The organism is Yoonia sp. TsM2_T14_4 (assembly GCF_049602355.1).
Lineage (GTDB): Bacteria > Pseudomonadota > Alphaproteobacteria > Rhodobacterales > Rhodobacteraceae > Yoonia > Yoonia vestfoldensis_A.
The window spans coordinates 1,797,002-1,822,755 of record NZ_CP187137.1; the positions used below are offsets into that span (position 1 = coordinate 1,797,002).

Annotated in this window: 30 protein-coding genes; 10 read left to right on the forward strand and 20 right to left on the reverse strand. The window is 60.5% G+C overall.

All coding sequences use genetic code 11. From position 1 onward, the window contains the following. Position 1 precedes the first annotated feature (1 nt). The 3 genes from ACPF9B_RS08845 to ACPF9B_RS08855 form a co-directional block, all read right to left on the reverse strand. The gene (locus ACPF9B_RS08845; protein WP_424176802.1) at positions 2-1,561 is read right to left on the reverse strand and encodes a trimethylamine methyltransferase family protein; all 1,560 of its coding nucleotides are present in this window, start codon (positions 1,559-1,561) and stop codon (positions 2-4) included. Between the two features lie 81 nt (positions 1,562-1,642). Continuing rightward, positions 1,643-2,419 (reverse strand): HAD family hydrolase, encoded by a 777-nt coding sequence (locus tag ACPF9B_RS08850; protein ID WP_424176804.1) that lies wholly within the window; start codon positions 2,417-2,419, stop codon positions 1,643-1,645. Then, positions 2,410-2,688: a DUF3572 domain-containing protein gene (locus ACPF9B_RS08855; protein ID WP_007204239.1), complete on the reverse strand. Its 279-nt coding sequence runs from the start codon at positions 2,686-2,688 to the stop codon at positions 2,410-2,412. The genes ACPF9B_RS08850 and ACPF9B_RS08855 overlap by 10 nt, the downstream gene beginning before the upstream one ends. A 94-nt stretch (positions 2,689-2,782) precedes the next feature. Between ACPF9B_RS08855 and ACPF9B_RS08860 the strand changes: the two genes are divergently transcribed. Next, complete coding sequence (locus ACPF9B_RS08860; protein WP_424176806.1) at positions 2,783-4,174, forward strand: diguanylate cyclase; 1,392 nt, start codon at positions 2,783-2,785, stop codon at positions 4,172-4,174. Positions 4,175-4,178: 4 nt separating this feature from the next. On the opposite strand, the gene ACPF9B_RS08865 is transcribed toward ACPF9B_RS08860, so the two are convergent. The 4 genes from ACPF9B_RS08865 to ACPF9B_RS08880 all read right to left on the reverse strand — a co-directional run bounded on the left by ACPF9B_RS08865 (position 4,179) and on the right by ACPF9B_RS08880 (position 5,901). Then, complete coding sequence (locus ACPF9B_RS08865; protein ID WP_424176808.1) at positions 4,179-4,622, reverse strand: periplasmic heavy metal sensor; 444 nt, start codon at positions 4,620-4,622, stop codon at positions 4,179-4,181. Further along, complete coding sequence (locus ACPF9B_RS08870) at positions 4,615-4,956, reverse strand: hypothetical protein (protein WP_424176810.1); 342 nt, start codon at positions 4,954-4,956, stop codon at positions 4,615-4,617. Before ACPF9B_RS08870 ends, ACPF9B_RS08865 begins: the two co-directional genes overlap by 8 nt. Beyond that, entirely contained in the window at positions 4,940-5,533 is a 594-nt protein-coding gene (locus ACPF9B_RS08875) for an RNA polymerase sigma factor (protein WP_424176812.1), read from the reverse strand. Before ACPF9B_RS08875 ends, ACPF9B_RS08870 begins: the two co-directional genes overlap by 17 nt. 74 nt (positions 5,534-5,607) lie before the next feature. Beyond that, on the reverse strand, positions 5,608-5,901 hold the full coding sequence (locus ACPF9B_RS08880) for an EF-hand domain-containing protein (RefSeq protein ID WP_007204234.1): 294 nt from the start codon (positions 5,899-5,901) through the stop codon (positions 5,608-5,610). Between the two features lie 184 nt (positions 5,902-6,085). On the opposite strand from ACPF9B_RS08880, the gene ACPF9B_RS08885 reads away from it, so the two are divergent. Together ACPF9B_RS08885 and ACPF9B_RS08890 are read left to right on the forward strand one after the other, a co-directional pair. Then, positions 6,086-6,481 carry a DUF983 domain-containing protein gene (locus ACPF9B_RS08885; RefSeq protein WP_424176814.1) on the forward strand — a complete coding sequence of 132 codons (396 nt, stop codon included), beginning with the start codon at positions 6,086-6,088 and terminating at the stop codon, positions 6,479-6,481. After that, positions 6,478-7,149: an NUDIX hydrolase gene (locus ACPF9B_RS08890; RefSeq protein WP_424176816.1), complete on the forward strand. Its 672-nt coding sequence runs from the start codon at positions 6,478-6,480 to the stop codon at positions 7,147-7,149. Before ACPF9B_RS08885 ends, ACPF9B_RS08890 begins: the two co-directional genes overlap by 4 nt. Here ACPF9B_RS08890 and ACPF9B_RS08895 read toward each other — a convergent pair. After that, complete coding sequence (locus tag ACPF9B_RS08895) at positions 7,146-8,024, reverse strand: fatty acid desaturase (RefSeq protein ID WP_424176819.1); 879 nt, start codon at positions 8,022-8,024, stop codon at positions 7,146-7,148. The two genes, ACPF9B_RS08890 and ACPF9B_RS08895, sit on opposite strands and share 4 nt — an antisense overlap. A gap of 82 nt (positions 8,025-8,106) precedes the next feature. On the opposite strand from ACPF9B_RS08895, the gene ACPF9B_RS08900 reads away from it, so the two are divergent. Continuing rightward, positions 8,107-9,006: a helix-turn-helix domain-containing protein gene (locus tag ACPF9B_RS08900; RefSeq protein WP_424176821.1), complete on the forward strand. Its 900-nt coding sequence runs from the start codon at positions 8,107-8,109 to the stop codon at positions 9,004-9,006. Here ACPF9B_RS08900 and ACPF9B_RS08905 read toward each other — a convergent pair. The 3 genes from ACPF9B_RS08905 to ACPF9B_RS08915 form a co-directional block, all read right to left on the reverse strand. Next, positions 8,963-9,508, reverse strand: a complete 546-nt coding sequence (locus ACPF9B_RS08905) for a lipocalin family protein (protein ID WP_242601228.1) — start codon at positions 9,506-9,508, stop codon at positions 8,963-8,965. The two genes, ACPF9B_RS08900 and ACPF9B_RS08905, sit on opposite strands and share 44 nt — an antisense overlap. A gap of 79 nt (positions 9,509-9,587) precedes the next feature. After that, positions 9,588-10,628: an aldo/keto reductase gene (locus ACPF9B_RS08910; RefSeq protein ID WP_424176823.1), complete on the reverse strand. Its 1,041-nt coding sequence runs from the start codon at positions 10,626-10,628 to the stop codon at positions 9,588-9,590. A gap of 14 nt (positions 10,629-10,642) precedes the next feature. Then, the gene (locus ACPF9B_RS08915; RefSeq protein WP_110549052.1) at positions 10,643-11,107 is read right to left on the reverse strand and encodes an outer membrane protein; all 465 of its coding nucleotides are present in this window, start codon (positions 11,105-11,107) and stop codon (positions 10,643-10,645) included. Between the two features lie 136 nt (positions 11,108-11,243). On the opposite strand from ACPF9B_RS08915, the gene metG reads away from it, so the two are divergent. Next, a complete protein-coding gene (metG, locus tag ACPF9B_RS08920; RefSeq protein ID WP_424176826.1) occupies positions 11,244-12,956 on the forward strand; it encodes a methionine--tRNA ligase in 1,713 nt (570 codons plus the stop codon). A 52-nt stretch (positions 12,957-13,008) separates the two neighbouring features. Here the strand turns inward: metG and ACPF9B_RS08925 are convergent, their stop codons facing one another. From ACPF9B_RS08925 to ACPF9B_RS08940, 4 genes are all read right to left on the reverse strand, one after another. Next, a complete protein-coding gene (locus ACPF9B_RS08925; protein WP_424176828.1) occupies positions 13,009-14,163 on the reverse strand; it encodes a TRAP transporter substrate-binding protein in 1,155 nt (384 codons plus the stop codon). Continuing rightward, complete coding sequence (locus ACPF9B_RS08930; protein ID WP_424176830.1) at positions 14,160-15,194, reverse strand: hypothetical protein; 1,035 nt, start codon at positions 15,192-15,194, stop codon at positions 14,160-14,162. Before ACPF9B_RS08930 ends, ACPF9B_RS08925 begins: the two co-directional genes overlap by 4 nt. Positions 15,195-15,284: 90 nt before the next feature. Next, positions 15,285-16,841 carry a phosphate ABC transporter substrate-binding/OmpA family protein gene (locus ACPF9B_RS08935; protein ID WP_424176832.1) on the reverse strand — a complete coding sequence of 519 codons (1,557 nt, stop codon included), beginning with the start codon at positions 16,839-16,841 and terminating at the stop codon, positions 15,285-15,287. 84 nt (positions 16,842-16,925) lie between these two features. Next, a complete protein-coding gene (locus ACPF9B_RS08940) occupies positions 16,926-17,117 on the reverse strand; it encodes a hypothetical protein (protein ID WP_007204221.1) in 192 nt (63 codons plus the stop codon). Here ACPF9B_RS08940 and ACPF9B_RS08945 point away from each other — a divergent pair. Next, the gene (locus ACPF9B_RS08945) at positions 17,116-17,823 is read left to right on the forward strand and encodes an acylneuraminate cytidylyltransferase family protein (RefSeq protein ID WP_424176835.1); all 708 of its coding nucleotides are present in this window, start codon (positions 17,116-17,118) and stop codon (positions 17,821-17,823) included. The genes ACPF9B_RS08940 and ACPF9B_RS08945 overlap by 2 nt on opposite strands. A 121-nt stretch (positions 17,824-17,944) precedes the next feature. Here ACPF9B_RS08945 and ACPF9B_RS08950 read toward each other — a convergent pair whose 3' ends face one another. Continuing rightward, positions 17,945-18,652, reverse strand: coding sequence for a tyrosine-protein phosphatase (locus ACPF9B_RS08950; RefSeq protein ID WP_424176837.1), 708 nt, complete (start codon positions 18,650-18,652; stop codon positions 17,945-17,947). Positions 18,653-18,779: 127 nt separating this feature from the next. On the opposite strand from ACPF9B_RS08950, the gene ACPF9B_RS08955 reads away from it, so the two are divergent. Next, complete coding sequence (locus ACPF9B_RS08955) at positions 18,780-19,811, forward strand: N-acetylneuraminate synthase family protein (protein ID WP_424176839.1); 1,032 nt, start codon at positions 18,780-18,782, stop codon at positions 19,809-19,811. Beyond that, positions 19,804-20,571: a glycosyltransferase family 25 protein gene (locus ACPF9B_RS08960; RefSeq protein WP_424176841.1), complete on the forward strand. Its 768-nt coding sequence runs from the start codon at positions 19,804-19,806 to the stop codon at positions 20,569-20,571. Before ACPF9B_RS08955 ends, ACPF9B_RS08960 begins: the two co-directional genes overlap by 8 nt. Before the next feature lie 7 nt (positions 20,572-20,578). Here the strand turns inward: ACPF9B_RS08960 and ACPF9B_RS08965 are convergent, their stop codons facing one another. The 3 genes from ACPF9B_RS08965 to ACPF9B_RS08975 all read right to left on the reverse strand — a co-directional run bounded on the left by ACPF9B_RS08965 (position 20,579) and on the right by ACPF9B_RS08975 (position 22,391). Beyond that, positions 20,579-21,037, reverse strand: coding sequence for a glycosyltransferase (locus ACPF9B_RS08965; RefSeq protein WP_424176843.1), 459 nt, complete (start codon positions 21,035-21,037; stop codon positions 20,579-20,581). Between the two features lie 34 nt (positions 21,038-21,071). After that, a protein-coding gene (locus tag ACPF9B_RS08970; RefSeq protein ID WP_424176587.1) for an IS5 family transposase occupies positions 21,072-21,829 on the reverse strand; the annotation gives its coding sequence in 2 pieces (ribosomal slippage) (positions 21,072-21,505 and positions 21,505-21,829; 759 coding nt in all). Positions 21,830-21,902: 73 nt separating this feature from the next. Further along, positions 21,903-22,391: a glycosyltransferase gene (locus ACPF9B_RS08975; protein ID WP_424176845.1), complete on the reverse strand. Its 489-nt coding sequence runs from the start codon at positions 22,389-22,391 to the stop codon at positions 21,903-21,905. Positions 22,392-22,551: 160 nt separating this feature from the next. Between ACPF9B_RS08975 and ACPF9B_RS08980 the strand changes: the two genes are divergently transcribed. Next, the gene (locus tag ACPF9B_RS08980; protein ID WP_424176847.1) at positions 22,552-23,679 is read left to right on the forward strand and encodes a rhamnan synthesis F family protein; all 1,128 of its coding nucleotides are present in this window, start codon (positions 22,552-22,554) and stop codon (positions 23,677-23,679) included. A gap of 4 nt (positions 23,680-23,683) precedes the next feature. Here ACPF9B_RS08980 and ychF read toward each other — a convergent pair whose 3' ends face one another. Then, positions 23,684-24,781 carry a redox-regulated ATPase YchF gene (ychF, locus tag ACPF9B_RS08985; RefSeq protein ID WP_007204214.1) on the reverse strand — a complete coding sequence of 366 codons (1,098 nt, stop codon included), beginning with the start codon at positions 24,779-24,781 and terminating at the stop codon, positions 23,684-23,686. 128 nt (positions 24,782-24,909) lie between these two features. Between ychF and trpA the strand changes: the two genes are divergently transcribed. Continuing rightward, positions 24,910-25,701, forward strand: coding sequence for a tryptophan synthase subunit alpha (gene trpA / locus ACPF9B_RS08990; protein ID WP_007204213.1), 792 nt, complete (start codon positions 24,910-24,912; stop codon positions 25,699-25,701). Positions 25,702-25,754: the final 53 nt, after the last annotated feature.

Genomic DNA, 25,754 nt, shown 5'->3' on the forward strand with positions numbered 1-25,754 from the left:
CCTAGAAATCAGTGGGCGCGCCACCTTCCGCCTTGCGGCGCGCCACGAAATCACCCAGTTCTTCCTTGATGGCCACATCCAGCGGTGGGGCTTCAAAGGTGGCAAGGATGTCCTTGTACAGATGATGCGCGCGTTCGGCGGTGCCGATTGCCCCCGCCGCCTCCCATGCTTCGTGATTGCGCCAGTCCGACACGAAAGGCTGGTAAAACGCCTGTTCGAACCGGTCCTGCGTGTGCTGCGTGCCAAAGAAATGCCCGCCTGGCCCGACATCCTTGATCGCGTCAAGCGCGATGTCATCCGGGCCGGTCGCGGTCAGCATCGGGTCCATATAGCGCTGGATCATCTGGACCACTTCGCAATCCATGATGAATTTTTCGGGGCTGGCGATCAGCCCACCTTCGAGCCAGCCAGCGGCGTGATAAACAAGGTTGGTCCCCGATTGCACGGCGGACCACAGCGAATTCGACGTTTCCCACATCGCCTGCCCGTCCGCCAGATTGGCGGCACAGACGCCAGAGGCACGCATCGGCAGATCGTAGAACCGCGCCATCTGGCCGGTCATCTGCGTGGCGCGCATATATTCCGGTGTGCCGAACGCGGGTGCGCCGGATTTCATATCGACATTGCTGGTAAAGGTTCCGATCACGCAGGGCGCACCGGGCCGGACATATTGGAACAGGGCAATGGCCGACAAAGCCTCGGCGATTGACAGGGTCACAGCCCCGGCCATGGTCACAGGTGCCATCGCGCCCGCCAGCGTGAAAGGGGTGACAATGACGGCCTGCCCGCGCCGGATGCAACGCAAACAGCCGTCGATCATCGGCACGTCGTGTTTCAAAGGCGATGTGGAATTGATGTTGGTGTACATATGCGGTTTGGCCGCGAACTGATCCTCGGTCAGACCGCCTGCGATACGCACCATTTCCATCGCGTCTTCGATGCGTTCGCGGCCCAAAGAATAGGCATGCGCCACCTTGTCAGTCAGGATCATCTTGTCATGGATCACATCCAGATGCCGAACAGAGGCATGCACATCGACAGGTTCCACCGGATAGCCGCCGGAAAAATGGATGCAGTTGAAATATTGCGTCAGCCGCAGCAGGTTGGCGCATTGCGCGCGGGTGCCGGACACTTTGCGCCCGATTTCCAGATCGTGGTAATTGGGCGGCGACGCGACAGCGCCGAACAGAATATGATTGCCGCCGATGGTGATCTTGCGTTCGGGGTTGCGCGGGGTGATGTCGAAACGCGCGGGCGCATGGGCCAGCATTTCCATCACCCAGTCGCGGCCCATACGCACATTGGTGCCGTTGACGATACAACCGGCCTGACGGAACAGCGCCAGCGCCTCTTGGTTCAGAAACTCGATCCCGATATCTTCGAGGATGCGCATCGCGCCGTCATGCACCGCCTGCACGCCTTCGGGTGTCAGCGGTTCGGTCGGGCGGTCGGTATTGACGGGCAAATGCCACGGCATCTGGTCAATCGACGCAGTCCCGCGCCGTATGGCGTTGCCCGCCCGTCCGCCGCCGCGCCGCTTTGTCTTGGCCTCTGCCTGCATGGTAAACCCTGCCCCGTGTCAGGGCAGGATGGCAAAACCCGCAGCGCGATGATGACGGGAAACCGACAGGTTGAGTCGGATTCAGTCGGCGATCAGCTTTTCCCGCCGCAGCCAGGCCGGAATATCAGCGATGCTGTCCAGTACGATATCGGCCAGCCCCGCCAGTTCGGCGCGCGGGGCGGGTCCTGTCAGCACGCCCACGGTCAGCATCCCGGCAGCACGCCCGGCATGCAGATCATGCGTGCTGTCGCCGACCATCACGCAGACATCGGGGGCCAGCCCCGTCGCGCGGCAAAAGCCGATCAATTGCCCCGGCCCGGGCTTGGCCCCAAAACCGCTGTCATAGCCCGCGACAAAGGCGAAATCGGACCGTATCCCCGCCTTGTCCAGATGGCGCAGCGCGGGGGCTTCGGCGTCATTCGTCACCAGCCCAAGGGTCAGGCCCAGCTGGCGCAACCCGGATGTAAAGGGGCGCAACGGCACGGCTTCGACTTGGGCGACCTGTGCTGATCCGGCGTTCATCCGCCCGATCAGCGCGGCCTTGTCCACGTCACCCGGCAACACGTCGATGATCGCATCGGCCACCACATCCACGGTCGAGGCGATGACGATACTGCCCTGATGAAACCGTGCGTTTTCCATATCATAGCCCAGCGCAGCCGCTAGCCTTTCGCACAGGATCGGGTCGTCGCCCGCCTCTGCCACCAGCATGGCGCGGGTCCAGGCCCCCCATGTGGCGTTGAAATCGAACAAGGTGCCGTCCTTGTCAAAAAGAATACCTGCAATCACGGTGTTTTCCTTTCCGGTCTGGCCCGCACCGGACCCGACCGCGCGACGGCTGTCAAGCGTCAGGTCCAATGCACCTGTTCAGCCCCCGGCAAGGCATAACGCGCGCGCAGCGGCATGTCATAGGCCAGGCCCTGCGCATCGCAAAAGGCCATCACCCAATTGTCATCCATCGTCAGGAAATCCAGCACAGCAGCCTGAAAGGCCGGTTCCGCCGCGCGGTCGCGCAGATCATCGACCGAAGCCCCGCTTGCCCCCAGAAAGGTCGTGCAGATCTCGTCCTGTCCGGCCATCCACCCCAAAGCCTGAAGTGCGATCACCTGCGCCTGATCCGGTCCCATGTTCAATCCTTAATTGTTTAGAAAGCTTTTTTTAACTATTAAAGCAGAAAGTGTCTGCGAGAAATGCTGTTGTTTCCATCATAAGGATGCAGAAATGTCGGGGCGGATATTAATCGTCGATGCAGTACCGACCAACAGGATCGTGCTGCGAGTCAAGATGCTGGCCGCGCAATTCGCGGTCGAAGCCTGCGCGTCTAGCGCCGAAGCAAGGGCGATAATCGCCAAACAATGTCCTGACCTGATCCTTGTCAACCTGTCAGATCCCACCGAGGACCGGCATGGGTTCTGCACCGCGCTCAAGGCGGACCCCAACACCAGCACGATCGCGATCATCGCGGTGGGTACCGCAGATACATCGCGCGCGCGCTTTGCGGCGCTGGATGCGGGGGCCGATGACGTGCTGGCGCGTCCGATCAATGATGCGCTGTTACTGGCGCGCATCCGCAGCCTGCTGCGCGCACGCTCGGTGACCGAGGAATTGCTGTTGCGCGACAGCACCAGCCGCGCCTTGGGATTTTGCGAAAATCGCGACAGTTTGGCCAATACGGGGCGCATCACGGTCATCACGCCAGAGGCGGCACCGATGCCAGAATTGATTGCCACGCTCAATGCGGGGCTGGGCCATTGCGTGGTGGTCCAGACGGCGTCGGCGGTGCTGCGCCACAATGACGAGGTGCATTGCGCCGATCTCTTGATCATTCCCGCAGCCAACCCCCGTGACGAGGCCGTTGCCCTGTTCAGCCTGGTATCTGACCTGCGCTCGCGGGTCGATACGCGGCTTGCATCGTTGTTGGTCATGGTCCCCAATGGCAACCCAGAGGCAGCGGCGATGTTTCTGGATCTGGGCGCGGATGACGTGGTGATGCAAAATGCCCTGCCACAAGAGATAATCCTGCGCGCAAAGGCGCTGGTGCGCCGCAAGCAATTGCATGACGCGCTGCGCCGCAACCTGCTTGACGGGTTGCAGGCGGCAGTGACTGATCCGCTGACCGGCCTGTTCAACCGCCGCTATGCCGATCACCATCTTGCGCGCATGTCGGAACAATCGGCGGTGGCAGGCAGCGCGCTGGCCGTGATGATGATCGATATCGACCATTTCAAGGCGATCAATGACACCTATGGCCATGCCGCTGGCGACAGGGTGCTGGTCGCGCTGGCCGCGCGTCTGCGCGACAATCTGCGCGCGGTCGATCTGGTCGCCCGTATCGGCGGCGAAGAATTCCTGATCGCCATGCCGCGCACCAGTGCCAGACAGGCGCAAGGGGCTGCCGACCGGCTGCGCCGGCTGGTCAGCCAAACCCCGTTCGATCTGGGCGAGGCATATGCCCCGATCCCGGTGACGGTCTCGGTCGGGGTGGCGCTCAGCGATGAGGCGGGGCAGACCCAGCCCGACACGCATTTGATGTGCGATCTGGCGGATGCCGCGCTTTATCGGGCAAAATCTGCCGGGCGCGACTGCGTGGCGATGCACCTGAGCGCCGCCTGACCCGCTAGCGACGCTGGTCGCGGTCCAGCCTGTCGGCAAAGGCCCGCCTGCGGTCAGGCGACATCGCGGCGATCCGGTCAAGCACCACCATCCGCGCCCGCGCCTGCACCTGTGACAGCCGTGCTGCCTGATCCTCGATCAGGGCCTGTGTCACTGCCGGATCATAAGGATCAGCGCGCAGGGCCGCCGCCATCTGACCGCGAAAATCATCGCCGCGCAGGTTGCGGTCGGCCCGCAAAGCACGCGCGATGGCGCGCCGTTCATCATCGGAAAAGGCACGCGCAACAGGCCCGACGCCGAAATCGATTCGCGGCGACGGATGCTCCCCGAACCGCCCTGAAACGACCGCCCCCCCGATCATCCCCGCGACCGCAAGGTTCAGCGCCAGCGATACCACCAGCACGATACGCCAGATCCGCGACGGACGGGTTTGCACAAGATCAGCCATCGGAAAACTCTCCTGCGATCATGAATTCTTCTGGTGACAGACCCAGGCTAACCGGCTCATCCAACAGCGCCGCGGCATAATCTGCAACCAAGGGCGGCGGCGCGATCCCGATCCAGATGCCCGCCACGGTCGCCGTGGCAAGCCCGCCCAAGGCAGGCCAGCCGCCAATCATCGCGCGCAACTGCGCCCAGACCGATGGCTGCGGGTGCCGCACCGGTAAGGGGCGCGCCGCATCTGCCAGCACCCGCGCGATCAAGGCATCGTCCGGCACGGGCGTCAGCTTGCGCGCCTGCGCGAACAAATCGCTCAGCATGTCGTCAGGTGGGTTCGTCATCGTCATACCCCAGTTCTGCCCTGCGCCCCGCCATGATCGCGGCCAGCGCCCGTTTGCCGCGCGCTGTCAGACTTTCCACCGACGCCACGCTGATGTCCATGATCTCCGCGATCTGCGGGTTGGACAATCCTTCCAGATGGCGCAAGGCGACTGCTTGGGCCTGCCGTTCGGGCAATTGCGCCAAGGCATCCGACAAAGCCCGCAGCCTTGCGCGGGTCTGCATCTGTGCCGCGACCGACGGGGCGCTGTCCAAAGGTTCGGCAATCTCGTCCATCGCCACATGCCGCCTTTTGCGCAGCCTGTCGGTGCAAAGGTTCGCCACAACACGGTAAAGCCAAGTCGTGACTTGCGCCTCGCCCCGGCGCCAGTCGGGGGCGATCCGCCAAAGCCGCAGCATGGCGTCCTGCGCCACATCCTCGGCCTCGGCGCGATTGGCCAGCATCCGCAGCGCCTGCGCCAGTACGCGCGGCAACACACGCTGCGTCAAAGCGCCGGCCGCACGCGGATCGCCGCTGGCATGGGCCAGCAACAGATCCTCGTCCGAGGCATGGGCGAAAGGGTCGGATACCGCCATCATTTGTGATCGTGCTAGCGGCATCCGCCCCCCGTGACAATCGGCGACAGGCGGGTGGCCTGCCGCGCTGGTCTGGTTCAGTCACGCCCAGACTTGCCATGACGCCCGCCATGCGCCTCGCGCGCGGCCTCGATCTCGGCCTGCGTCACCATGCCGTCGCCATCGGCATCGAGGCGGGTGAACATCCGTTCCGCGCGGGTGGCGGCGCGGTCTTGCGTGAAGGCTGTGAATTCGGCAAGCGTCACGGCCCCGTCACCATCGCCGTCCATTGCGGCAAAATCTGGTCCAGCCCGATGCCCCTGCGCAAAAGCGCCCCCTGCGGTCAATGCAAGCGTTGCAACCAGCCCTGCGGCGATCCATCCGTTTTTCATCTTGTGTCCTTTCAGTATCCGGCGGCCTTGTGCCGCTGACCCAGATTGAACGGGATGGCGCGAACTTTCCGTCGCAGATGCTGCAGTTTTTCTTTTCACAGGGCCGTGACACTCGCACGCAGGGCCTTGGCCTTTCCTTTTGGCGCGCGAAAGGCCATGTAAGCATCACCCACAGGAGGGTCCGATGACCGACACATCCACCACCAGCTACGCCGCCGAACGCCCAACCAAACCGGCGATCATGAACGGCCTGCGCTGCCGCTGCCCGAATTGTGGGCAGGGTAAACTGTTCGACCACTATCTGCATGTCGCCGATACCTGCGCACAATGCGGCGAGGACTTGTCCCATCACCGCGCCGATGACGGTCCGGCCTATCTGGTGATCCTGCTGGTCGCGCATATCATCGGTTTCGCGATCCATTTCATGTGGGTCGCATGGCGGCCCGATCCTTGGGTAATGGCGACGGTCCTGTCCTTGGGTGCCGTCGGCTTATCGCTGGCGCTGCTGCCGCCGATGAAGGGGATGATCGTCGGCATCCAATGGGCGCGCCGGATGCATGGATTCGGCCTGAATTCATGACAGTGCTGCGCGATGCAGCCACGATCATCGTGCTGCGCGACGCAGCCACACGCCCTGCTGTCCTGATGGGGCAGCGCGGCGCCTCAATGGCTTTCATGCCGGGCAAATTCGTCTTTCCGGGCGGTGCGGTCGACCCCAACGACAGCCGCATCCCGCTGCCCGACCTGTCACTGCGCGATCACTCAAGGTTGCAGGCCGATAGCGCGCTTGCCCCCGATAGCCTTGCCGCCGCCGCGATCCGCGAATTATGGGAAGAAACCGGCCAGATACTGGGCGCGCGCGCCCAATGGCCCGACCCGCCGCAAGGCTGGCGCGGTTTCGCTGCCACTGGTCACAGGCCCAATGGTGCCGCGCTGCAATTCTTCTTTCGCGCGGTCACGCCTGTCGGTGCGCCGCGGCGGTTCGATGCACGGTTCTTTCTGGCGAATGCCGCCGATCTGGTCACCGACCCCGACGACTTCACCCGCGCAGAGGATGAACTGGCCAATCTGCAATGGGTGGCCCTTGATCAGGCGCGCAGCTTTGACCTGCCCTTCATCACACAGGTCGTGCTGGCGGAACTGATGGGCCATATCAGGCGCGGCGGCGATCTTGCCGATGTGCCGTTCTTTCGCAACGATGACGAGGCGCATCTGGTCAGCCGCCTTGGCGGGCGATCCCCGCTTTAACGCGGCCAGAGTGGATGCGGCACTGGATCCTTGGCACGCCACAGATACAGCCGGAAAATCTGGCCATATGACCGGAAAAGATAGCCGCCGTTGCGGCGTAGATAATGGTCCTTGCGCGCGCGGTAAACGCCGGGCAGCGCATACCATGGCACATCGGGATGGATATGATGCACGACATGCAGGTTGTTGTTCAGAAACAAAAATGCCAGCGGCCCGCGATCCTCGATAATGACGCTGCGGCCACTGGCGCGGGCATGGGCCTGATGTTCCAGAAAGGTCCGCAGCTTCAGCAGCGACAGCCCCAGATAAGCCGCCAGCAGATAGGCCCAGACCGGCATCGGTGACGCCGCCACCAGCGCCAGCATCGCCACCATGACCAGCAGATGCAGCAGCCATGCGCGGCCAAGCGCAGCCGTCCCCTGCCGCCATTCGCAGATCCCGAATCCGACCGTTCCCAGCAGCGGCCCCAACAAAAGCCGCCCCGCCAGCGTGTTGTTCCACCCCAGCACGACCTGCAGGATGCGCGGCAACCGGTCCCAGACCGCAGGATCCAGATAATTGCTTTCAGGATCATCATAAGGGTCGGTGATGACAGCGTCATGATGATGCGCGCGGTGCGTCGCAGCAAAACGGGCATAGGGAATGAACAGCGTCAGCGGCGGCCAGACCAGCAGATCGTTGATCCATTGCACCCCGAACGGATGGCCATGGATTGCCTCATGCTGCAACGAGGAATGCAACGCGATGGCCAGCCCCGCCACGATCACACCCAACGGCAGCGGCAACAGCCAGAGTGCCGCCCCCCAGACGGTATAGCAGCCAAGGATCAGGCAAAGGGTGGGCCATGCAATGCGGGAAAAAGCGCGTGTTTTCATACCGCGACGCTACGCCGGGCCAAAGGAGGGGTGAATGTCGTGACTGGTTCACAAAAATCAGTATGTGTGATATAGATCACCAATGATGCGAAAAATCGACAAACGTGACCGGGCACGGCTGTTCCGTGACCGGCTGGTCGCAGCGATGGACCGGACCGGCATCACGCAGGCAGCGCTCGCGCGCCGGACCGGCGTTGACCGCTCGACCCTGTCGCAACTGCTCAAGGATCAGGGCGCGCGGCTGCCCAATGCGCAACTTGTCGCGGAATGTTCAGCAGCCCTTGGTGTCAGCGCGGATTGGCTTTTGGGCCTGTCCGATTTCCCCGAACAGGCCGCCGCTCTGGTCGCGGCCGCGATTTCCATGCCAGAGGCATCACGCGCCATGGGCGACGACCAGATCTTCGCCTGGCACCAAGAGGCCGCAGGCTACAAGATCCGCCATGTGCCATCGGGTCTGCCCGATATGCTCAAAACCACCGATATGCTGCGCTGGGAATATGCGCCTGCGGTGGGCAAGACGATCGAGCAGGCGATCGGGGCCAGTGCAGACCGGCTGGGCTGGATGCAGCAGTCGAAATCAGATTACGAAATCGCACTGCCGCTGTCAGAACTGGACAGTTTCGCGCGCGGCCAAGGCTATTACGCGGGCCTGCCTGTCGACGTCCGGCAGGACCAGCTGCGCCGCTTCCGCGATCTGCATGACCAGCTTTACCCTGCCCTGCGGCTGCATCTGTTTGACAAGCGCGCGGTCTATTCCGCACCAGTCACGGTCTTTGGGCCGCTTCTGGCGGTGATCTATCTGGGGCGCAATTACATCGCCTTTCGCGACACCGAACGGGTCACGGCGATCACGCGGCATTTCGACATGCTGGTGCGCGGCAGCAAGATCGGCCAAGGCGATATGGCCGCGCATTTCGACGCGCTGATCCGCCTTGCCGCTACGGCTGAACCAGCATCAGACGGCCCAGATCATAGCCGTTGAACGCCAGCATCGCGCGCGCTGCGGCCAGCCTGTCGGCAGGGATCACCGGATCGCGGTTCAGGATCCAGCCTGACCGGCCATCCGGCGCGCCCAATACCACCGTGCGATAGGTTTCATCTGCCCACAGCACCCAAAGATCAGCGCCAACAAACGGCACCGATGCAAACCGGACCTTCAACCGCCCCGGCCCGACGATATCAGCAGCACCTTCAATCACCGACCGGACCGTGCCATCAGGCTTACGGCAGGTGTTGCGCACCGAAATCCGCCCGTCCGGCAGCGCGCCATATTCCGCCGTGACCCCGACGCAACCCGCCTCGAACGGCACCGGATAGCGCGCAACCTCGTACCATGTTCCCAAAAAGCGCGCGGGCTCAAAGACGGCCTTGGACGACAAAGGCACGGATGTATCGCGGTACACCTCGAACAGCGCGCCGCGCGGCTCTCCGGGGTGTCCCGCACAGCCAGCCAACAGGACCGCCATCATCACGAAGTTGCGCAAAATGGCCCCTGACTTCTTATTTCCAAAAATACTCCCGCGCGGCGCGCTCCGGTCCCGCTTGGGGGACCGGATCACCGCTTCAATAGGGCAGCGGGTGCGCTCTATGCGCCGCCCCAATCGCGGCCAACAGCTCATCCGTCAGCATCGTATCGCGCCCGGCAAGGATATGCGCCAACTGGCCCGTGTTGGTGGCGCCAAAAATCGCAGAAACCGGGAACGGCCGCGTCGCCTGCCAGGCCATCGCCATATGCACCGGATCAACGCCATGGTCGCCGGCCAGATCCAGATAGACCTGCGTCACCGGCAAGGTGCGCGGCGTCATCCGCCCGCCCAGATTGCCGTTGATCGACAAACGGCTGCCTGCAGGCACATCGTGTTGATACTTGCCGGTCAGCAATCCGCAGGCCAAGGGCGAATAGGCCAACAGCGTCACATCCTCGTTCACCGCCATTTCGGCCATATCGGTGTCATAAAGCCGGAACAGCAGCGAATATTCATTCTGCACCGATACCATACGTGGCAAACCGGCAGCTGTCGCCTGGTCGATCCACTTGGTCATGCCCCAGGCGCTTTCGTTGCTCATGCCGATCGCGCGGATCTTGCCGGCCTTGACGCAATCGTCCAGTGCGGACAGCACGTCGAGCATATGATCCATCGTCTGCTGGCGGTCCTGCCCCGACGGATCATAGGTCCAGTTCTGGCGAAACGCATAAGACCCCCGTTCAGGCCAATGCATCTGGTAAAGGTCGATCACATCGGTCTGCAACCGGCGCAGGGATGCATCCACCGTCTGCCGGATCACCGCCCCGTCATAGCCATACCCCTCGCGCACCCAGCCAGGGTTGTTGCCCGACACCTTGGTGGCAATCACCACCTCAGAACGGCGGCCGGTCTTGGCGATCCATTCGCCGACGATGGTTTCCGACAGGCCCACGGTTTCGGCGCGGATCGGGTTGACCGGATACATTTCCGCAGTGTCGAGGAAATTGATCCCCGCATCCAGCGCCATGTCGATCTGGGCATAAGCATCGGCGCGGTCGGTCTGATTGCCAAAGGTCATGGTGCCAAGACACCAGTCAGTGACCATGATGTCACTGCCGCCAAGCGCGATCTTTTGCATAATTTTATCCGCGATCAGAAACGGTAGACCAGACCCAGACGGGTGGTCGTCGTATTCTCGGTATCGCCGTCCCGGATAAAGGACCGAATAAATTCGCCGCGCAGCGCCATGTTGCCCTGCAGCTCGAATTCACCGCCAAGACCAAGGCTCAGCCCCGTATCGGTCACATTATCATAGACAAATTGATCGACGCCAGCGGCACCAAATGCCGTGACAGTGCCGAAATCATACCGTGCCACACCGCGCAGGCGGCGGGTGTTGAAATCGCTGCTCGCGCCCAGCGCCAGCCCGAATTCAGCCTCCGCGCCAAAGGCAAGCGGCGCATCAGCCGTGGTAACACCGCCAAGAACGCTGATCAGCATATCAGAAGACCCCGCATGCGGCAGCGCGTAATCGCCACCAATGGCGCCATAGCCTTCAAGCGCGTGCAAAGGGTTGGCAAGGGTCAGGGCAGTGACAACGGCGGCAAGTAGTCTCATCGATGGCAACCTTTTGTTGAAAATGGTCTGTGAGGACTGTGTAAACCCCAAGATGCTGCGGCGCAACAGATGTCGCGCATCTGGCGTCTGCTGCGTGACATGGTTATGCAGGGGCGAAACTTTGCAAGGACGTCGCATGGCCCGCCATCTGATCACTTCCGCCATTCCCTATATCAACGGGATCAAGCACCTGGGCAATCTTGTCGGCAGCCAGTTGCCCGCCGATCTTTATGCCCGCTACCTGCGCAAGCGCGGGCATGAAGTGTTGTTTTTATGTGCCACCGACGAGCATGGCACCCCCGCCGAACTGGCTGCTGCCAAGGCGGGCAAGCCCGTCGCGGCCTATTGCGCCGAAATGCACGCCGTGCAGGCGCGCATCGCGGACGGGTTCGGTCTGTCGTTCGATCATTTCGGCCGGTCCTCCAGCCCGCAGAACCACAAATTGACGCAAGCCATGGCAGGCCGTCTGGCCGAGATGGGCCTGATCCGCGAAGTGACCGAAGATCAGGTTTATTCCGTCACCGATGGCCGGTTCCTGCCCGACCGCTATATCGAAGGCACCTGCCCCAATTGCGGGTTCGACAGCGCGCGCGGCGATCAATGCGACAATTGCACCAAGCAGCTTGACCCGACCGACCTGATCAATCCGCGCTCTACCATTTCGGGGGCCACTGATCTGGAGGTCCGCACGACCAAGCATCTGTATCTGCGCCAATCGGAACTGAAAGCTGCGCTGGCCGACTGGATCGACAGCAAGAAAGACTGGCCAATCCTGACGACATCCATTGCGAAAAAATGGCTTAACGATGGTGACGGATTGCAAGATCGTGGCATCACGCGCGACCTTGATTGGGGTATCCCCGTGCGCAAGGGCGATCAGGACTGGCCCGGCATGGAAGGCAAGGTGTTCTATGTCTGGTTCGATGCCCCCATCGAATATATCGCCTGCGCGCAGGAATGGCAGGATGCGGGCAAAGGCAATGATTGGGAACGCTGGTGGCGCACCGACAAAGGCGCGGGTGACGTGCGTTACACCCAGTTCATGGGCAAGGATAACGTGCCGTTCCACACCCTGTCGTTCCCGGCCACGATCATGGGTACGCAGCAACCTTGGAAGCTGGTGGATTACATCAAATCCTTTAATTACCTCAACTATGACGGCGGCCAGTTCAGCACCTCGCGCGGGCGCGGTGTGTTCATGGATCAGGCGCTGGACATCTTGCCGTCCGATTACTGGCGCTGGTGGTTGCTGTCGCATGCGCCCGAAACATCGGATGCCGAATTCACATGGGACGCGTTCCAGCAGGATGTGAACAAGGATCTGGCCGATGTGCTGGGCAATTTCGTCAGCCGGATCACCAAATTCTGCCGGTCAAAGTTCAGCGAGACCATCCCCGCAGGGGGCGAGCACGGCGCACCGGAACACGCGCTGATCGCCGCCCTGACCCAACGCCTGACCGCTTATCAAGGCCATATGGACGCCATCGAAGTCCGCAAGGCCGCGGCAGAGCTGCGTGCGATCTGGGTGCTGGGCAATGAATACCTGCAAGCCAACGCACCTTGGACCACGATCAAGACCGACCCCGACATGGCGGCGATGCAGGTCCGGCTGGGGCTAAACCTGATCCGTCTTTATGCCGTGCTGTCCGCGCCCTTTATCCCCGATGCCAGCAAGCTCTTGCTAGAGGCGATGCAGACCGATGATGCCGCTTGGCCGGACGATATCGGCGCGGCCCTAACCGCCCTGCCCGCTGGTCATGCGTTTACAGTGCCGGACAACCTGTTCCGCAAGATCACGGATGACGAACGCGCCGATTGGGCGGAACGGTTTGCAGGCGTGCGGACCTGATGATCCGCTAAAAGGTCAGGCCTTGGCGCACCACCGCGCCAAGGCTTTTTCATCACAGATCAGCGAACAAATCGACCGCACCGCGGCGCGCGAAATATTCGGTCTGGCTGATCGCGCCTGCGCCGTTGACCAGCGCGCGATAGGCCTCATAGCTTACCACGATGCGGCGGCCCAAATCATCGTCATTGGCCACGCTTGCGGTGACATCAAAGGACACGCGCGACAATTCGTTCCAGACATCATCTGGCAGACGTGTCGGCTGGACCCCGGATTCTGCCAGCAACTGGACCAGCGCGATCCCGTTGTTGCCATAGAAATCCGCCGTATGCGACGTCAGTTCCGCATCACAGATGGTTTCGAACAAGGCCCGGTCCCGTGCGTCAAGGCTGTTCCACAGATCGAGGTTCATGCCAAAAGATGCCATTGTGCCAGGCTCGTGAAAGCCGGGGTAAATATAGGTCGTCAGCAATTTCTGGAACCCGAATTGCAGGTCATTGTAAGGGCCGACCCATTCGGTCGCGTCGATCGAGCCTTCGAACAAGGCAGAGACGATCCCGTCAGCGGGCAGGCTGACAGCGGTCGCGCCCATCGCGGCCAGCACCTGCGCCCCAAGGCCGGGCAGACGCATGATCAGGCCTTCAAAATCATCGGTGGTCAGGATCTCTTTGTTAAACCAGCCGCCCATCTGGATACCCGTGCCACCGCAGGCAATCGCCTTGACGTTATAGCGCGCGTTCAATTCGTCCCATAACGCCTGCCCACCGCCAAACTTTGTCCAAGCAGTCTGTTCCGGCGTTGTCAGCCCCAAAGGCACGGTGGTGAAAAAGTTAAAGCCGCGGTGCTTGTTCTGGAAATAATATTCGGCGGAATGGTAAAGATCGACCTCGCCCGCGCCGACTGCGTCATGCACGCCAAAAGCCGGCACCAATTCGCCCGGCCAGTACAATTCGATATGATAGCGCCCGTCAGAGACGATGTTGATCTGCTCGGCCAGACGCGTGGCGCTGTCGGCCAGACCGCCCAGCCCGGCAGGCCAGGACGAGGCTAGGCGCAAGATGCGTGGCGCACCCTGCGCGATCGCGGGGGCGGCCAAGGCCGCAGCCCCTGTCAGCGCCGCACCACAGCCAAGCAAGGCACGCCTGCGCGACATGGCCTTGGCGGTTGATGGCGCGTTCAGCATGGTCTTGTCTTTCGCTGCATCTGTCATTGTCCCAGCGCCCCTTTGCGGGCCGCAACAAAAGCGGCCTCGCCGATCTCGCTCCAGCCAGCGACATCGCTGATAAAGAAAAGATACCCACCGGCCACATCGGCATCGAGCGTGCTGGCAGCAAAAATATCCGACATTACCTGATTGGCTGCCGCGATCTGCGCATCCCAGATATCGGTGGGCATGGCATGGCGGTTGATCGCCGCGCCTGCAGACTGCAGGGTCAGGGCGCTTTGATGCATCGAAATCGTCCGGTTCAGGCCATGTTCAGCCATGATGCAACGTTCTACGATGGCTTTTTGGGCGTCCGACAGCGCGTTCCAGGTCCTCAGGTTGATCCCGACCGACAAGGCTGCAGTGGGCCGGCCCGCATTCGGTGTGGTCATATGCGCAAAGCTCGCAAGCAAGCCGGCGCTTTCCATCTGCGCCACGCTCAGCCCTTCGAACACATCAAGACTGGCCAGATCGACGGCTTCGGCGCGGATGTCCACGACAGTGCCGACACCCAACGCACGCATCGCATGGACCCCCAGCCCGACCGACCCCACAGCCGCGCCGGTCAAATCGTCGAGGCCGGTCAGCGGGGCCTTGGACCACAGCGGCAAAGGGCCGTCATCGCCGATCATAAAGGCCTTTATGCCGTGTTCCATACCCAGCAGGTCCAGCAGGAAACCGCCATCACCGGCGGACATCCAGCCTTCAAGCTCACTTGGGCTCATACCGCCGGGCATGGCAGAAAAGATGCCAAAAGCAGGGTTGCTGCCAACAAAGGCCTCTGTTGCGGACAGGTAGATATCCGCCGCGCCCGATGACACAAGCTGCAGGAACGCGGCAGCATCGGTGGATGGCCTTTGTGTGACATTGAGCGCAATCGTGCCACCTGATACCGCCGCAAGGCGCGCCACAAGCCCGCGCGCCGCGTCCGGCCGGTCAGTGACAAGCGACAAGGACAGGCCGGCTTGCGCCCGCGCTTGCTGCCCCGCGACCACCATCGCACCCAAACCAGCGCCGAATAGAGTTCTGCGTTTCATCGTTGTTCTTCCTTTGGTCGCTTGCCGGGCTGGACCCTGTCCTTGGCCCGCAGGATTATGCCAAAATAGGGTACCAAACGGTCCAGCGGCCTAGCGCAGCCAGATCTCGACACGCCGGTTACTTTCGCGCCCGTCGGCGGTATCGTTGCAGCCCACAGGGGCAAGCGGCCCGTAAGACGCAACAGAGGTCCGCCCCGCCAGCACGTCGCCGCCCAAAGCAGTCACCAGCGCATTGCGCACCGAACCCGCACGCAGCAGCGCCAGACGTTCGTTCAGGTCAAACCGGCCCACGTCATCGGTAAAGCCGATGATCAGGATCTCGCGGTTGCGCGCCGCGGGGCTGTTGAGGAAATCGACCATCCGCTGCACGTCTTCGAGCGCCTTGTTGTCCAGATTGGCCGAGCCAGAGGCAAAACGGAACGTCGTGGACAAACGGTCCGCCGTGGCAAGGTCCCGTGACAGGTTCTGCACGGCGGCCAGCGTCGCCCCCGTGCTGGCCGACAAGATTGCCGCCGTCATGCGCGTACCTTGCAGGCTGATCGGCTGGGCGACAACACTTTGATCGACATAGCCCACAGCCTGGATCATCGGCTGGGCTGCGGGTGATGTCATGAAATCAATGAACGCCGCCTGAGTCCCCGACAGCACCGCATCACCGGCATAGGCGAACACGCGGCGGCTGAGCGGATATTCTTCGGCCTTGATCGCGAAATCGGTCGCATAGGCCAGTGGTCCGCAGGTCTGCCGGATCGGCAGGATTTCTGCATCACCGGCATTGGCCAGCGTGGCGATCGCGATCGCATTGGGATCGGCCATAACGGCAGCCGCGACCGCGCTGTCATCGCTGACCCGCTCGGCGTTGGCGCGCAGGCGCGCACGGTTGGGGTCCAGCACAAGTTCGCCAAAGGCGGTATCGACAGACCCCCCTTGCGCAGGCAACAGCATCCGGATCGGCGCATTGTCACCGCCAAGCTCGGCCCAATTGGTGATGCGGCCAGAGGCGACCAACGCAAGTTCGGCAAGCGATACCGACCGCAATGTGTTGGCTGGGTGGACGATCGGCACAAGCGCATCCAGCGCCACGACCCGTTCACGGCTCAGGTCACGCAGGTCGGTGCCACCGGCGACAACCACGCTTTGGGCGATGGCGGCTGGCACCGGCACTTTGGTCAGCGCCAAGTCGATATCGTTCTGCACGAGCTGCACAAAGGTAGCGTCGGCGCCTTGCACGGCGACATTGACCACACCCGCAGCACTGTTGGTCTGAATGTTCAGCATGTCGATCCGTGCCACCACACCCGTGTTGTCAGGCATGGACAGGCCCGACAGGCCGCGTAGCCCAGCAAAACCGTTGACCAGTGCCTGCAGCAGCGACGCAGTCTGCGCTTCGGTCACGGCAACATCAAGATCAAGGGTGACGATGGTCTGCGGGCAGGCCGCGCCCAGACAATCCGTTGCCAGGCGCGATAACCGCAACTGGCCGATTTCGGTGTCCAGAAGATAGGTTTCATCGTCAAAGGAAACGAGGGTTCCTGTAATCGTGACGGCTTTGTCCTTGCTGGAGATCGTGACATCCTGTGCCATGGCGGCACCGGAAGCTGCGAACAGACAGACGGCCAATGCCAGCGTGTTTCGAAAATCTCTCATCGTCATGCCTCTTCGCGTCTGTGTCTTTTCAAAGCCCGACGTGATGCCCAGCCACACGGATGACCGACAGCGGTAACGTCTCAATTAGGCAAAAAGATGATTAAAATGCGTCAGGCCGATTGATTGTTTCCAAACGCCTTCCAGTCCCGCAGGGATAGCGGCGCGCAAAGCCTGCAGCGTGCAGGCAGGATTGTAGGCCAGAGCCGAAGCTGGCAGGATGGCCACGCGGCGCCAACAAGGTCCCTTTGCCGCGATGACAACAAGGAAGACCAGCATGATCATCGGCCATATCGGCGCGCGCGCGGGCAGCAAAGGTGTTCCGGGCAAGAATTTCCGCCTGCTGCACGGCAAACCCCTGATCGACTGGTCGCTGGACCAGCTTTTCGCCTGCGACCGCATCGATCAGGTGGCGGTGTCCACGGACTGCCCCGACATCTATGCCCATGCGATCAAACGCGGCTGTCTGGATATCGGGCTGCGTCCGGCGGAACTGGCCACTGACACCGCCGCGAAATGGCATGTCTGGCAGCATGCGCTGGCCGCGGTGGAAAAGCAGACCGGCCCTGCGACCACGTTTCTGGATCTGGATTGCACGTCACCCCTGCGCCTGCCGAAGGATATCGAAGCGGGGCTGGACCTGTTCGCCGCGGAACACCCCGATATGGTGATGTCCTGCGTGGAAAGCCGCAAGAACCCCTATTTCAACATCCTTGAAACCGACGCCAGCGGTGCACTGCATGTGTCAAAACCGCTGCCTGGTGGGGTGGTGGCGCGCCAGCAAGCACCGCAGGTCTATGACCATGTCGGATTGGTCTATGTGCTGCGCCCCGATTACCTGCGCGCGGCGCAGAGCCTGTTCGAAGGCCGCGTGATCCCGCTGGTCCTGCCGGTAGAACGGGGGCTTGATGTGGACAGCCCGTTCGATTGGGACATCATCGATTTCCTGATGGGCCAACAGATCGCGCAGGGCCTGCGCGGATAAACCGCCTTTTTGCATCTTCCGAGCTTAAATATCCCCGCCGGAGGCCGCGGCTTTGCCGCGACAGGGGCGCCGCCCCTGACCCCGGGAGTATTTTTGGAAATAAGAAGTCAGGCGAGCGGGGTTAGCGCCAGCCCTGCCAAGGCCAGAGTGCTGCCTGTTTCACCGCGAAACTGCGCGTCAGTGCCGCGCGGTCATATTCGGTCTTGATCCAATCCGCGATCCCGATCGGCGATTGCGCCGTGCGCGCGGCATAGACGTCGAGAAAATGATCAAGGATGCCAGTGCTGGTCCGCCGGATATGCACATAGCGGAAAGACAATTGCCGCTTTGCCTGTGCGATGGGCGCATCTTGGTAGTGCAGCAGGTAGATCGCGGCGGCAAGCCCGGTGCGGTCGGCGCCAGATTTGCAATGCATCAGGAAGGGCCGTGCCATCGTCGCGAAAGCATCGAGCAGGGCCAGCAATTCGTCGCGATCCGGCGCGCGGCGCGCGGCCATCTGCACATTGACCAGCGTCAGCCCGAGGGTGGCGCAGCTTTCGACCTCGAACAGGTGATGGGGTTGCAACGCAGCACCACGCAGGTTCAGCACGGTCTTGATCCCCATCTGCGCATAGGCGGCAAAGCGGCTGTGGTTGGGGTGATTGGACCGGTAGACACCGGGTGCCACCAGATCGAAATTGTGCCAGCGCCGCCGCAAGATACCGTGATCGAGCCAGTCAAGATGCCATTGCGACCGCCGCCGTTCTGCCGGATCGGTGATGTCATGACCAAAGGAATTGCGGAACGCCTGTTCCTTTTGTTCGAGCATTTGCTGCAATTTGCGAAACATCCGGGCCCTTGGTCATTGCTTGGGCTGTGACTTGGACCATGTGCACGCGCAATGCAATCCCACGCACGAATTGCCCTGCCGTTTGAAACCGCCTAGAAAGCCCCAGACACCTGAACCGGAGACAGCTATGGACATCGCAGGCCGCAAGATCGGACCCGAGCACCCGCCACTTGTGATCGCCGAGATTGGCATCAACCACGGGGGCGATCTGGCCGTCGCCAAGGAGATGGTGCGCCTTGCCGCGCTGTCAGGCTGCGAAATGGTCAAGCACCAGACCCATATCATCGCCGACGAGATGACCGAGGAAGCCCGCCAGATCTTTCCGCCCAATGCCGATGTGTCGATCTGGGAGGTGATGGAGGCCTGTGCTTTGTCGCTGGACGAGGAGGCGGAGCTGAAACGCTATACCGAAAGTCTGGGCATGATCTGGATTTCGACGCCGTTTTCGCGCGCGGCGGCGGATTTTCTGCAGGATCTGGACGTGCCGGCCTTCAAGATCGGATCGGGCGAGGCGGATAACCTGCCGCTGATCCGCCATATCGCGCGGATGGGCAAACCTGTCATCATGTCCACGGGCATGCAGAGCATCGAGAGCATCCGCGCATCCGTGGCCATTCTGGACGGCGCAGGCGTTGATTATGCGCTGCTGGAATGCACCAATTTGTATCCGTCCCCGCCCGAGATCGTATCTCTGCAAGGGGTGACCGACCTGAAAAACGCCTTTCCCCGCGCGGTGATCGGGTTTTCGGACCATTCGATCGGGCCGGATATGGCGCTGGCCTCGGTGGCGCTGGGGGCCTGCATTCTGGAACGGCATTACACCGATAGCCGCTATCGCAAGGGGCCGGATATCATCAATTCGATGGACCCCGCCGAATTGCGGTACCTGATTGATCGGTCGCGCGAAATTCACACCGCGCTGCGCAATCCCAAACAGCGCACCGCGGCGGAAGAACCAGTGTACCGTTTCGCGCGCGCATCGGTCGTGGCCGACCGTGACCTGCCCGCGGGCCATGTCATTACAGAGGCCGATATCTGGGCGCGCCGCCCCGGTTCGGGCGAGATTGCGGGCTATGATTTCGACAAGGTGCTGGGCCGCACCACCACCCGCGCCCTGCCCCGCAACACGCAGTTGAAATGGTCCGATCTGGATGGCTGAACTGACCCGCGCCGATCTGGGAATTTGGTTGATCAACCTTGACCGCGATACCAGTAGGCTGGCGCGGATGCAGCAGCAGCTGGATGCGATGGGGTTGGACTATACCCGCTTTGGCGCGATTGACGGGCGTGCGCGTGCGGATGAATTGGCGCCGCGCGTCGATGCCGCAGCTTACGCGCGCAACATGGGGCAGGCTGTGTCACCCGGCCATATCGGCTGTTATGCCAGCCATGTCGCGGTCTGGGACCAGGTGGCGCAGGCCACGCAGCCCGTGGCGCTGATCTTGGAAGATGACGTGGTGTTTCACGATGATTTTCTGGACAGCCTGGATGCCGCGCTGGCAGGGGCTGCCGCCTGGGATACGCTGCGGTTCAATTGCATCCGCGCGAAATGGCCTGTCTGTCAGGGGTATCTGGGGCGGTATCGGCTGAATGCCTATATCGGGCCGTTTACAGGCAATGCGACCTATTTGATCAAGCGCGATGTCGCAGCGCGGCTGGCAGCAGGGTTCTGGCCGCAAACCCGCGCGCATGACCACGAAATGAACCGGTTTTTCCACCATGATTTCCGCCAATTCGGGCTAGAGCCGTTTTCATCCCATGTCGATGATGGCGGGGTCAGCACGATCACCGGCACAGGGTTCGACCAGGTGCGCAAGTTTGCGTGGTACCGGCGGCTGCCGCATTACCGGCTGAAGGCGGCGAATTATCTGCGGCGGGCGTGGTGGTTGGCGCGGAACGGGTGTTTGTGGCGGCGATAAAGCGGTCTTATTCGGGCAGGACGACTTTTGTAATGTCGCCACCATGCCGATTAAATCCATCAACGAATGTGAATGATCGCATGATATGCTTTATCAGGCGTGCCAAAATTTTTCTTTTTTGTAATCGTGACGCAGGCGAACCGATTTTTTCCACCAGATGTGGATAGTGGACTGAAAAGAACCGCCGCGCGATTTCGCGGTAGCGGATCGGTAAAGATCCTTTCGGATCCGACCATGGTTTTGCATAGGCAACAAAATGCACAATTTGTACATCAATAAAAACTTCAAATAATGGACGCACAATAGCCCATTGCCAGTTCCAAGCGGGGTGTAGTTCTGCCCACTTACGCTCTAAAGCCAGGTTCAAAAGTGTCTGATCGAAATAAATCTTTTCTATCTCATATTTATTCAAAGCATCAAGACAAGCTTGTCTTATGTTCTCTGAAACAAAATGATCAACATCCATGACAAGCATCCCAGAGTTGAAGTAGGGTCAGGACTCATAACCAGAATATGACGGTTGCGGCGAGAGCGATTGCCGATAGGAAGACCTTGGGGCAACGATCATAGCGGGTTGAGACGCGTCTCCAGTCTTTGAGCCTGCCAAACATGCGCTCGATGCGGTTCCGGCGTTTGTAGCGACGCTTGTCGTATCTGACGACCTTGTTGCGTGACTTTCGACCTGGGATGCAGGGACGAGTCCCTCTGTCTGCTAAGGCTTCCCGGAACCAATCTGCATCATAACCCCGATCCGCCAATAGCCATTCAGCATCCGGTAGACTGCTGAGCAAAGCCATGGCACCGGTATAATCGCTGACCTGACCAGCCGTGATGAAGAAACGGATTGGGCGGCCGCTGGTGTCAGTGACAGCATGCAATTTTGTGTTCATGCCGCCCTTTGTCTCACCGATTAGGCGTCCACGCCCCCCTTTTTAAGCCGCAGGCTTGAGGCCGTGCGGTGTGCTTTGAGGTAAGTCGCGTCGATCGAGATGGTCTTATTGTCGGGTGCCTCCGCTGCCAAGCCTGTCATTATCCGAGCGAATACACCTGCATCGCTCCAACGTTTCCAGCGATTATAAAGCGTCTTGGGTGGCCCATACGCAACGGGCGCATCACACCAGCGTAACCCATTGCGATTGATGAAGATAATGCCGCTCAAAACACGCCTGTCATCGACGCGCGGCTTACCTCGGCTCTTTGGGAAATACGACCGTAGCCGCACCATCTGATCTTCTGTCAGCCAGTAAAGATTGCTCATCGTACCCCCAAATCATTGGTGGTCGTGAATCATGACGACAAACCAGCATCAAGGCATTTAATGGGTCCTGACCCTAGGGACCATTGATGCCCAAAGCGCGCTGATCACCGGTGGGATTGTTTCGGTGTTTCCATTTTGCACAATCATTGCAGGCGCCAACGGGGCGACCCTGTAAATCAAGTTGGAAAATTTTAGAAAATGCATCACCGATAACAAAAATATCGCAATCCAGATATACGATTCGGTCATATTGCCCTTGAAACGCCTCTGGCAGAGCAATCCGCAGATAGGCTGCAATACTAAACCGCTTGCTGACTGGCATCCCGTCAAAGGCATCCCCCACATCAATCTGGCAAAGCCTGATATCATGCGCGCGCAACTCGGCAGGCATGTCAAGCGCATCAAGCGATGCGATGCAGATATCATAGTCGCGCACCGGGTTGTTGCGCAGCAACGTGTGTATTGCCAAGGACGCGAAAGGCAAATACCCTTGATCAGTGCATAAGATCACGCTTTGCCTGAATTTTTGCGGGCGGTTTTCCGCCTTGATTTCAATCGTCACACAACACCACTAAACCTGAAGACGAGTAACCAGTACCAACACACCCCAAGGGATGCAAATAGTCTTTTCTTGTGGCGTTACTTTTTTCACTGGCCCAAGCAGTGCCACGATCGCTGCTGTGGCTTGAGATGCAATAGTAAGGCCGGGAAAAGCACCATTCATGAAGCAGATCGAAGGATGGAAGGTCAGGCGCGAATTGTTGCGACTGCGCAGACAGTTCGTGACCCTGCCCCAGACACTGATTGGATATCTTGATCTGTTGTTTGCGCCAGCACGCCGTCGTCAGCATCAAGCCAACTTTGCCCGCCGTGTGCAAATGCATGACGGCGCCTGCCCTGCGGGCAAACAGATTGCGATCTATCTGGTCTATCAGCCACAGGGCCTTGCCCCAAGTAGCATCGCGCTTTGTCGTGATCTGGTTGACAATGGCTTTGCACCATTTGTGGTGCTGAATGCGCCGCTGTCAGATGCAGACCTTAGCGCATTGCAAGCCCATACATGGAAAATCATGCAAAGGCCGAATTTCGGCTATGATTTTGGCGGCTATCAAGATGCATTACTGACGCTGCGCAATTTGGTTCCCGACGCCAATGCCGCAATCATCATGAATGACAGTATCTGGCTGAATATGGATCAGGCCCTGATTGCAATGCTGCAAAGCGCCCCAACCGCAGTTGTTGGGCTTGTTCAGGAAAGCAAGCTACGGACCGATCACAAGAACAACCTGACGGTCGATTTACAAAATCTGCAATCGTATTTTTACTTTATCCAAAAGGGGTTTTGGCAAGACCCGCAATTCTGGCGGTTCTGGCAGGACTACATGATGGTCAGCAGTAAAAAGCGCACGATCACGGCTGGTGAACTCGGCTTTACCAGGCATTTGGTCGCCAATGATATTCCGCATCAGGCGCTGATTTCCAAGATGCAGTTTCTGGATCAGATCAAAACCAAGAATAGCAAGTATCTCGGCTTTGTATTGCGATATGCAGTCTATACCAATCCACACCTGGCCGCGGAACGCGATGCGCTGATGGCATGGCACGACCCGTCAAATACCTGGCAGAAGGCGGCACAGGCGCATATCCGCCAGACTTTGGTCCAAGAACCCCTGAACGGATCATTCTGGGTTGCCGCTTGCGATATGTTCGGCATCACTGTGATCAAAAAGAACAAAGATGCCTTGCCCGAACAGATGCGCAAGGCTTTCTTGGCGGCCCATCAAGACGGCGCAATCGCGCTGTCACCGGATATTGCTGCTGAAATCGCCGCCAGCCTGCGCCTTGACTGAACGCCTACGTATTGAACAGGAAATGCAGAACATCGCCGTCCTTGACGGTATAAGTCTTGCCTTCGGCGCGCATCTTGCCCGCCTCTTTCGCGGGCTGTTCGCCGCCTAGCCCGACAAAATCATCATAGGCAATCGTTTCTGCGCGGATAAAGCCGCGCTCGAAATCACCATGGATCACGCCTGCGGCCTGCGGGGCGGATGTGCCGGCCTTGATCGTCCAGGCGCGCGCCTCTTTTGGGCCGACGGTGAAATAGGTTTGCAAGTGCAAAAGCGCATAACCCGCACGGATCAGACGGTCCAGCCCCGGTTCCTCCAGCCCCATTTCGTCAAGAAACATCGTGGCTTCTTCGGCGTCGAGCTGGCTGATTTCCTCTTCAATCCGGGCAGAAATCACCACTGATGAATTGCCCTCGGCAGCCGCCATTTCGGCCACGCGGGCCGACTGGCTATTACCGGAACCGGCGCTGTTTTCTTCGACATTGCAGACATAAAGCACGGGTTTGATCGTCAGCAATTGTAGCAGGCGCCATGCCTTGGCGTCATCGGCATCCACCGCGACGGTGCGGGCGGGCTTGCCTTGTTCAAGGGCGGCTTGCGCGGCTTCCAGCAGGCGGACCTGTTGGACGGCATCCTTGTCGCCACCCTTGACCTTGCGCATCAGGTTGGCCAGCCGTTTTTCGATGCTTTCCAGATCCGCCAGCATCAGTTCGGTTTCAATCGTGGCAGCGTCTTCGACCGGATCAACACGGCCTTCGACATGGGTGATATCGTCATCCTCGAAACAGCGCAGCACATGGGCGATGGCGTCACATTCGCGGATATTGGCCAGAAACTGGTTGCCAAGGCCCTCGCCCTTGCTGGCCCCTTTGACCAGACCGGCGATATCGACAAAGGTCATGCGCGTGGGGATGATCTGCTTTGATCCGGCAATCGCGGCCAGTTTATCCAGCCGCGCATCCGGTACGGCGACATCACCGACATTGGGTTCAATCGTGCAGAACGGGAAATTCGCGGCCTGTGCGGCGGCGGTTTTCGTCAGCGCGTTGAACAGCGTCGATTTGCCGACATTCGGCAGACCAACAATCCCCATCTTGAAACCCATGCCCGTCTCTCCTTTGATCTTTGCGCGCTTCTAGGGGGCGCAGGTGCCTGACGCAAGCCCGTGCCCAGCGGGCATTGATTTCCCGCGCCCTATCGCGCAGGAAGGGGCGATTGCAAACGGGGACGAAGATGAGCAGAATCGACGCAAAATTCGCGCAATTGCGCACAGAAGGGCGCAAAGCCTTTGTCGCTTATGTGATGGCGGGCGATCCCGATTACGCCACCGGGCTGGAAATCGTCAAAGGTCTGCCTGCCGCCGGTGTCGATATCATCGAACTGGGGATGCCGTTCACCGACCCGATGGCCGATGGCAACACGATCCAGCTGGCAGGCCAGCGGGCTTTGGCCGCGGGCCAGACGCTGGAAAAGACGCTCGATTACGCGCGTGCGCTGCGCGAAACCGACAATACCACACCGATCGTGATGATGGGCTATTACAACCCGATCTATTCGCGCGGCGTAGATGCGTTTCTGGCCGATGCTGTCGCCGCTGGCATTGACGGGCTGATCATCGTCGATCTGCCACCCGAGGAAGATGACGAATTGTGCATCCCCGCGCAAAAGGCGGGCATCAATTTCATCCGGCTGGCCACCCCCACGACCGATGACAAACGCCTGCCCAAGGTTTTGGAAAACACGTCCGGTTTTGTCTACTATGTTTCGATGACGGGCATCACCGGCACCGCCGCCGTGCAAACAACCGAAGTCGCCCCCGAAGTCGCGCGCATCAAGGCGAAAACCGATCTGCCCGTGATCGTGGGTTTCGGGATCAAGACGCCCCAGGCTGCGCGCGCCGTGGCCGCTGTTGCCGATGGTGCCGTGGTCGGGTCTGCCATCGTGGACCGGATCGCGCGCGGTGACAGCGTGGCCGAGGTGCTGGCCTTTGTGGCGGAACTGGCGCAAGGCACGCATGCCGCCTGACCCATTGCATGCCCGCCCCGCATCGGTAATGTATCTTTACCAATTCGAGGGAA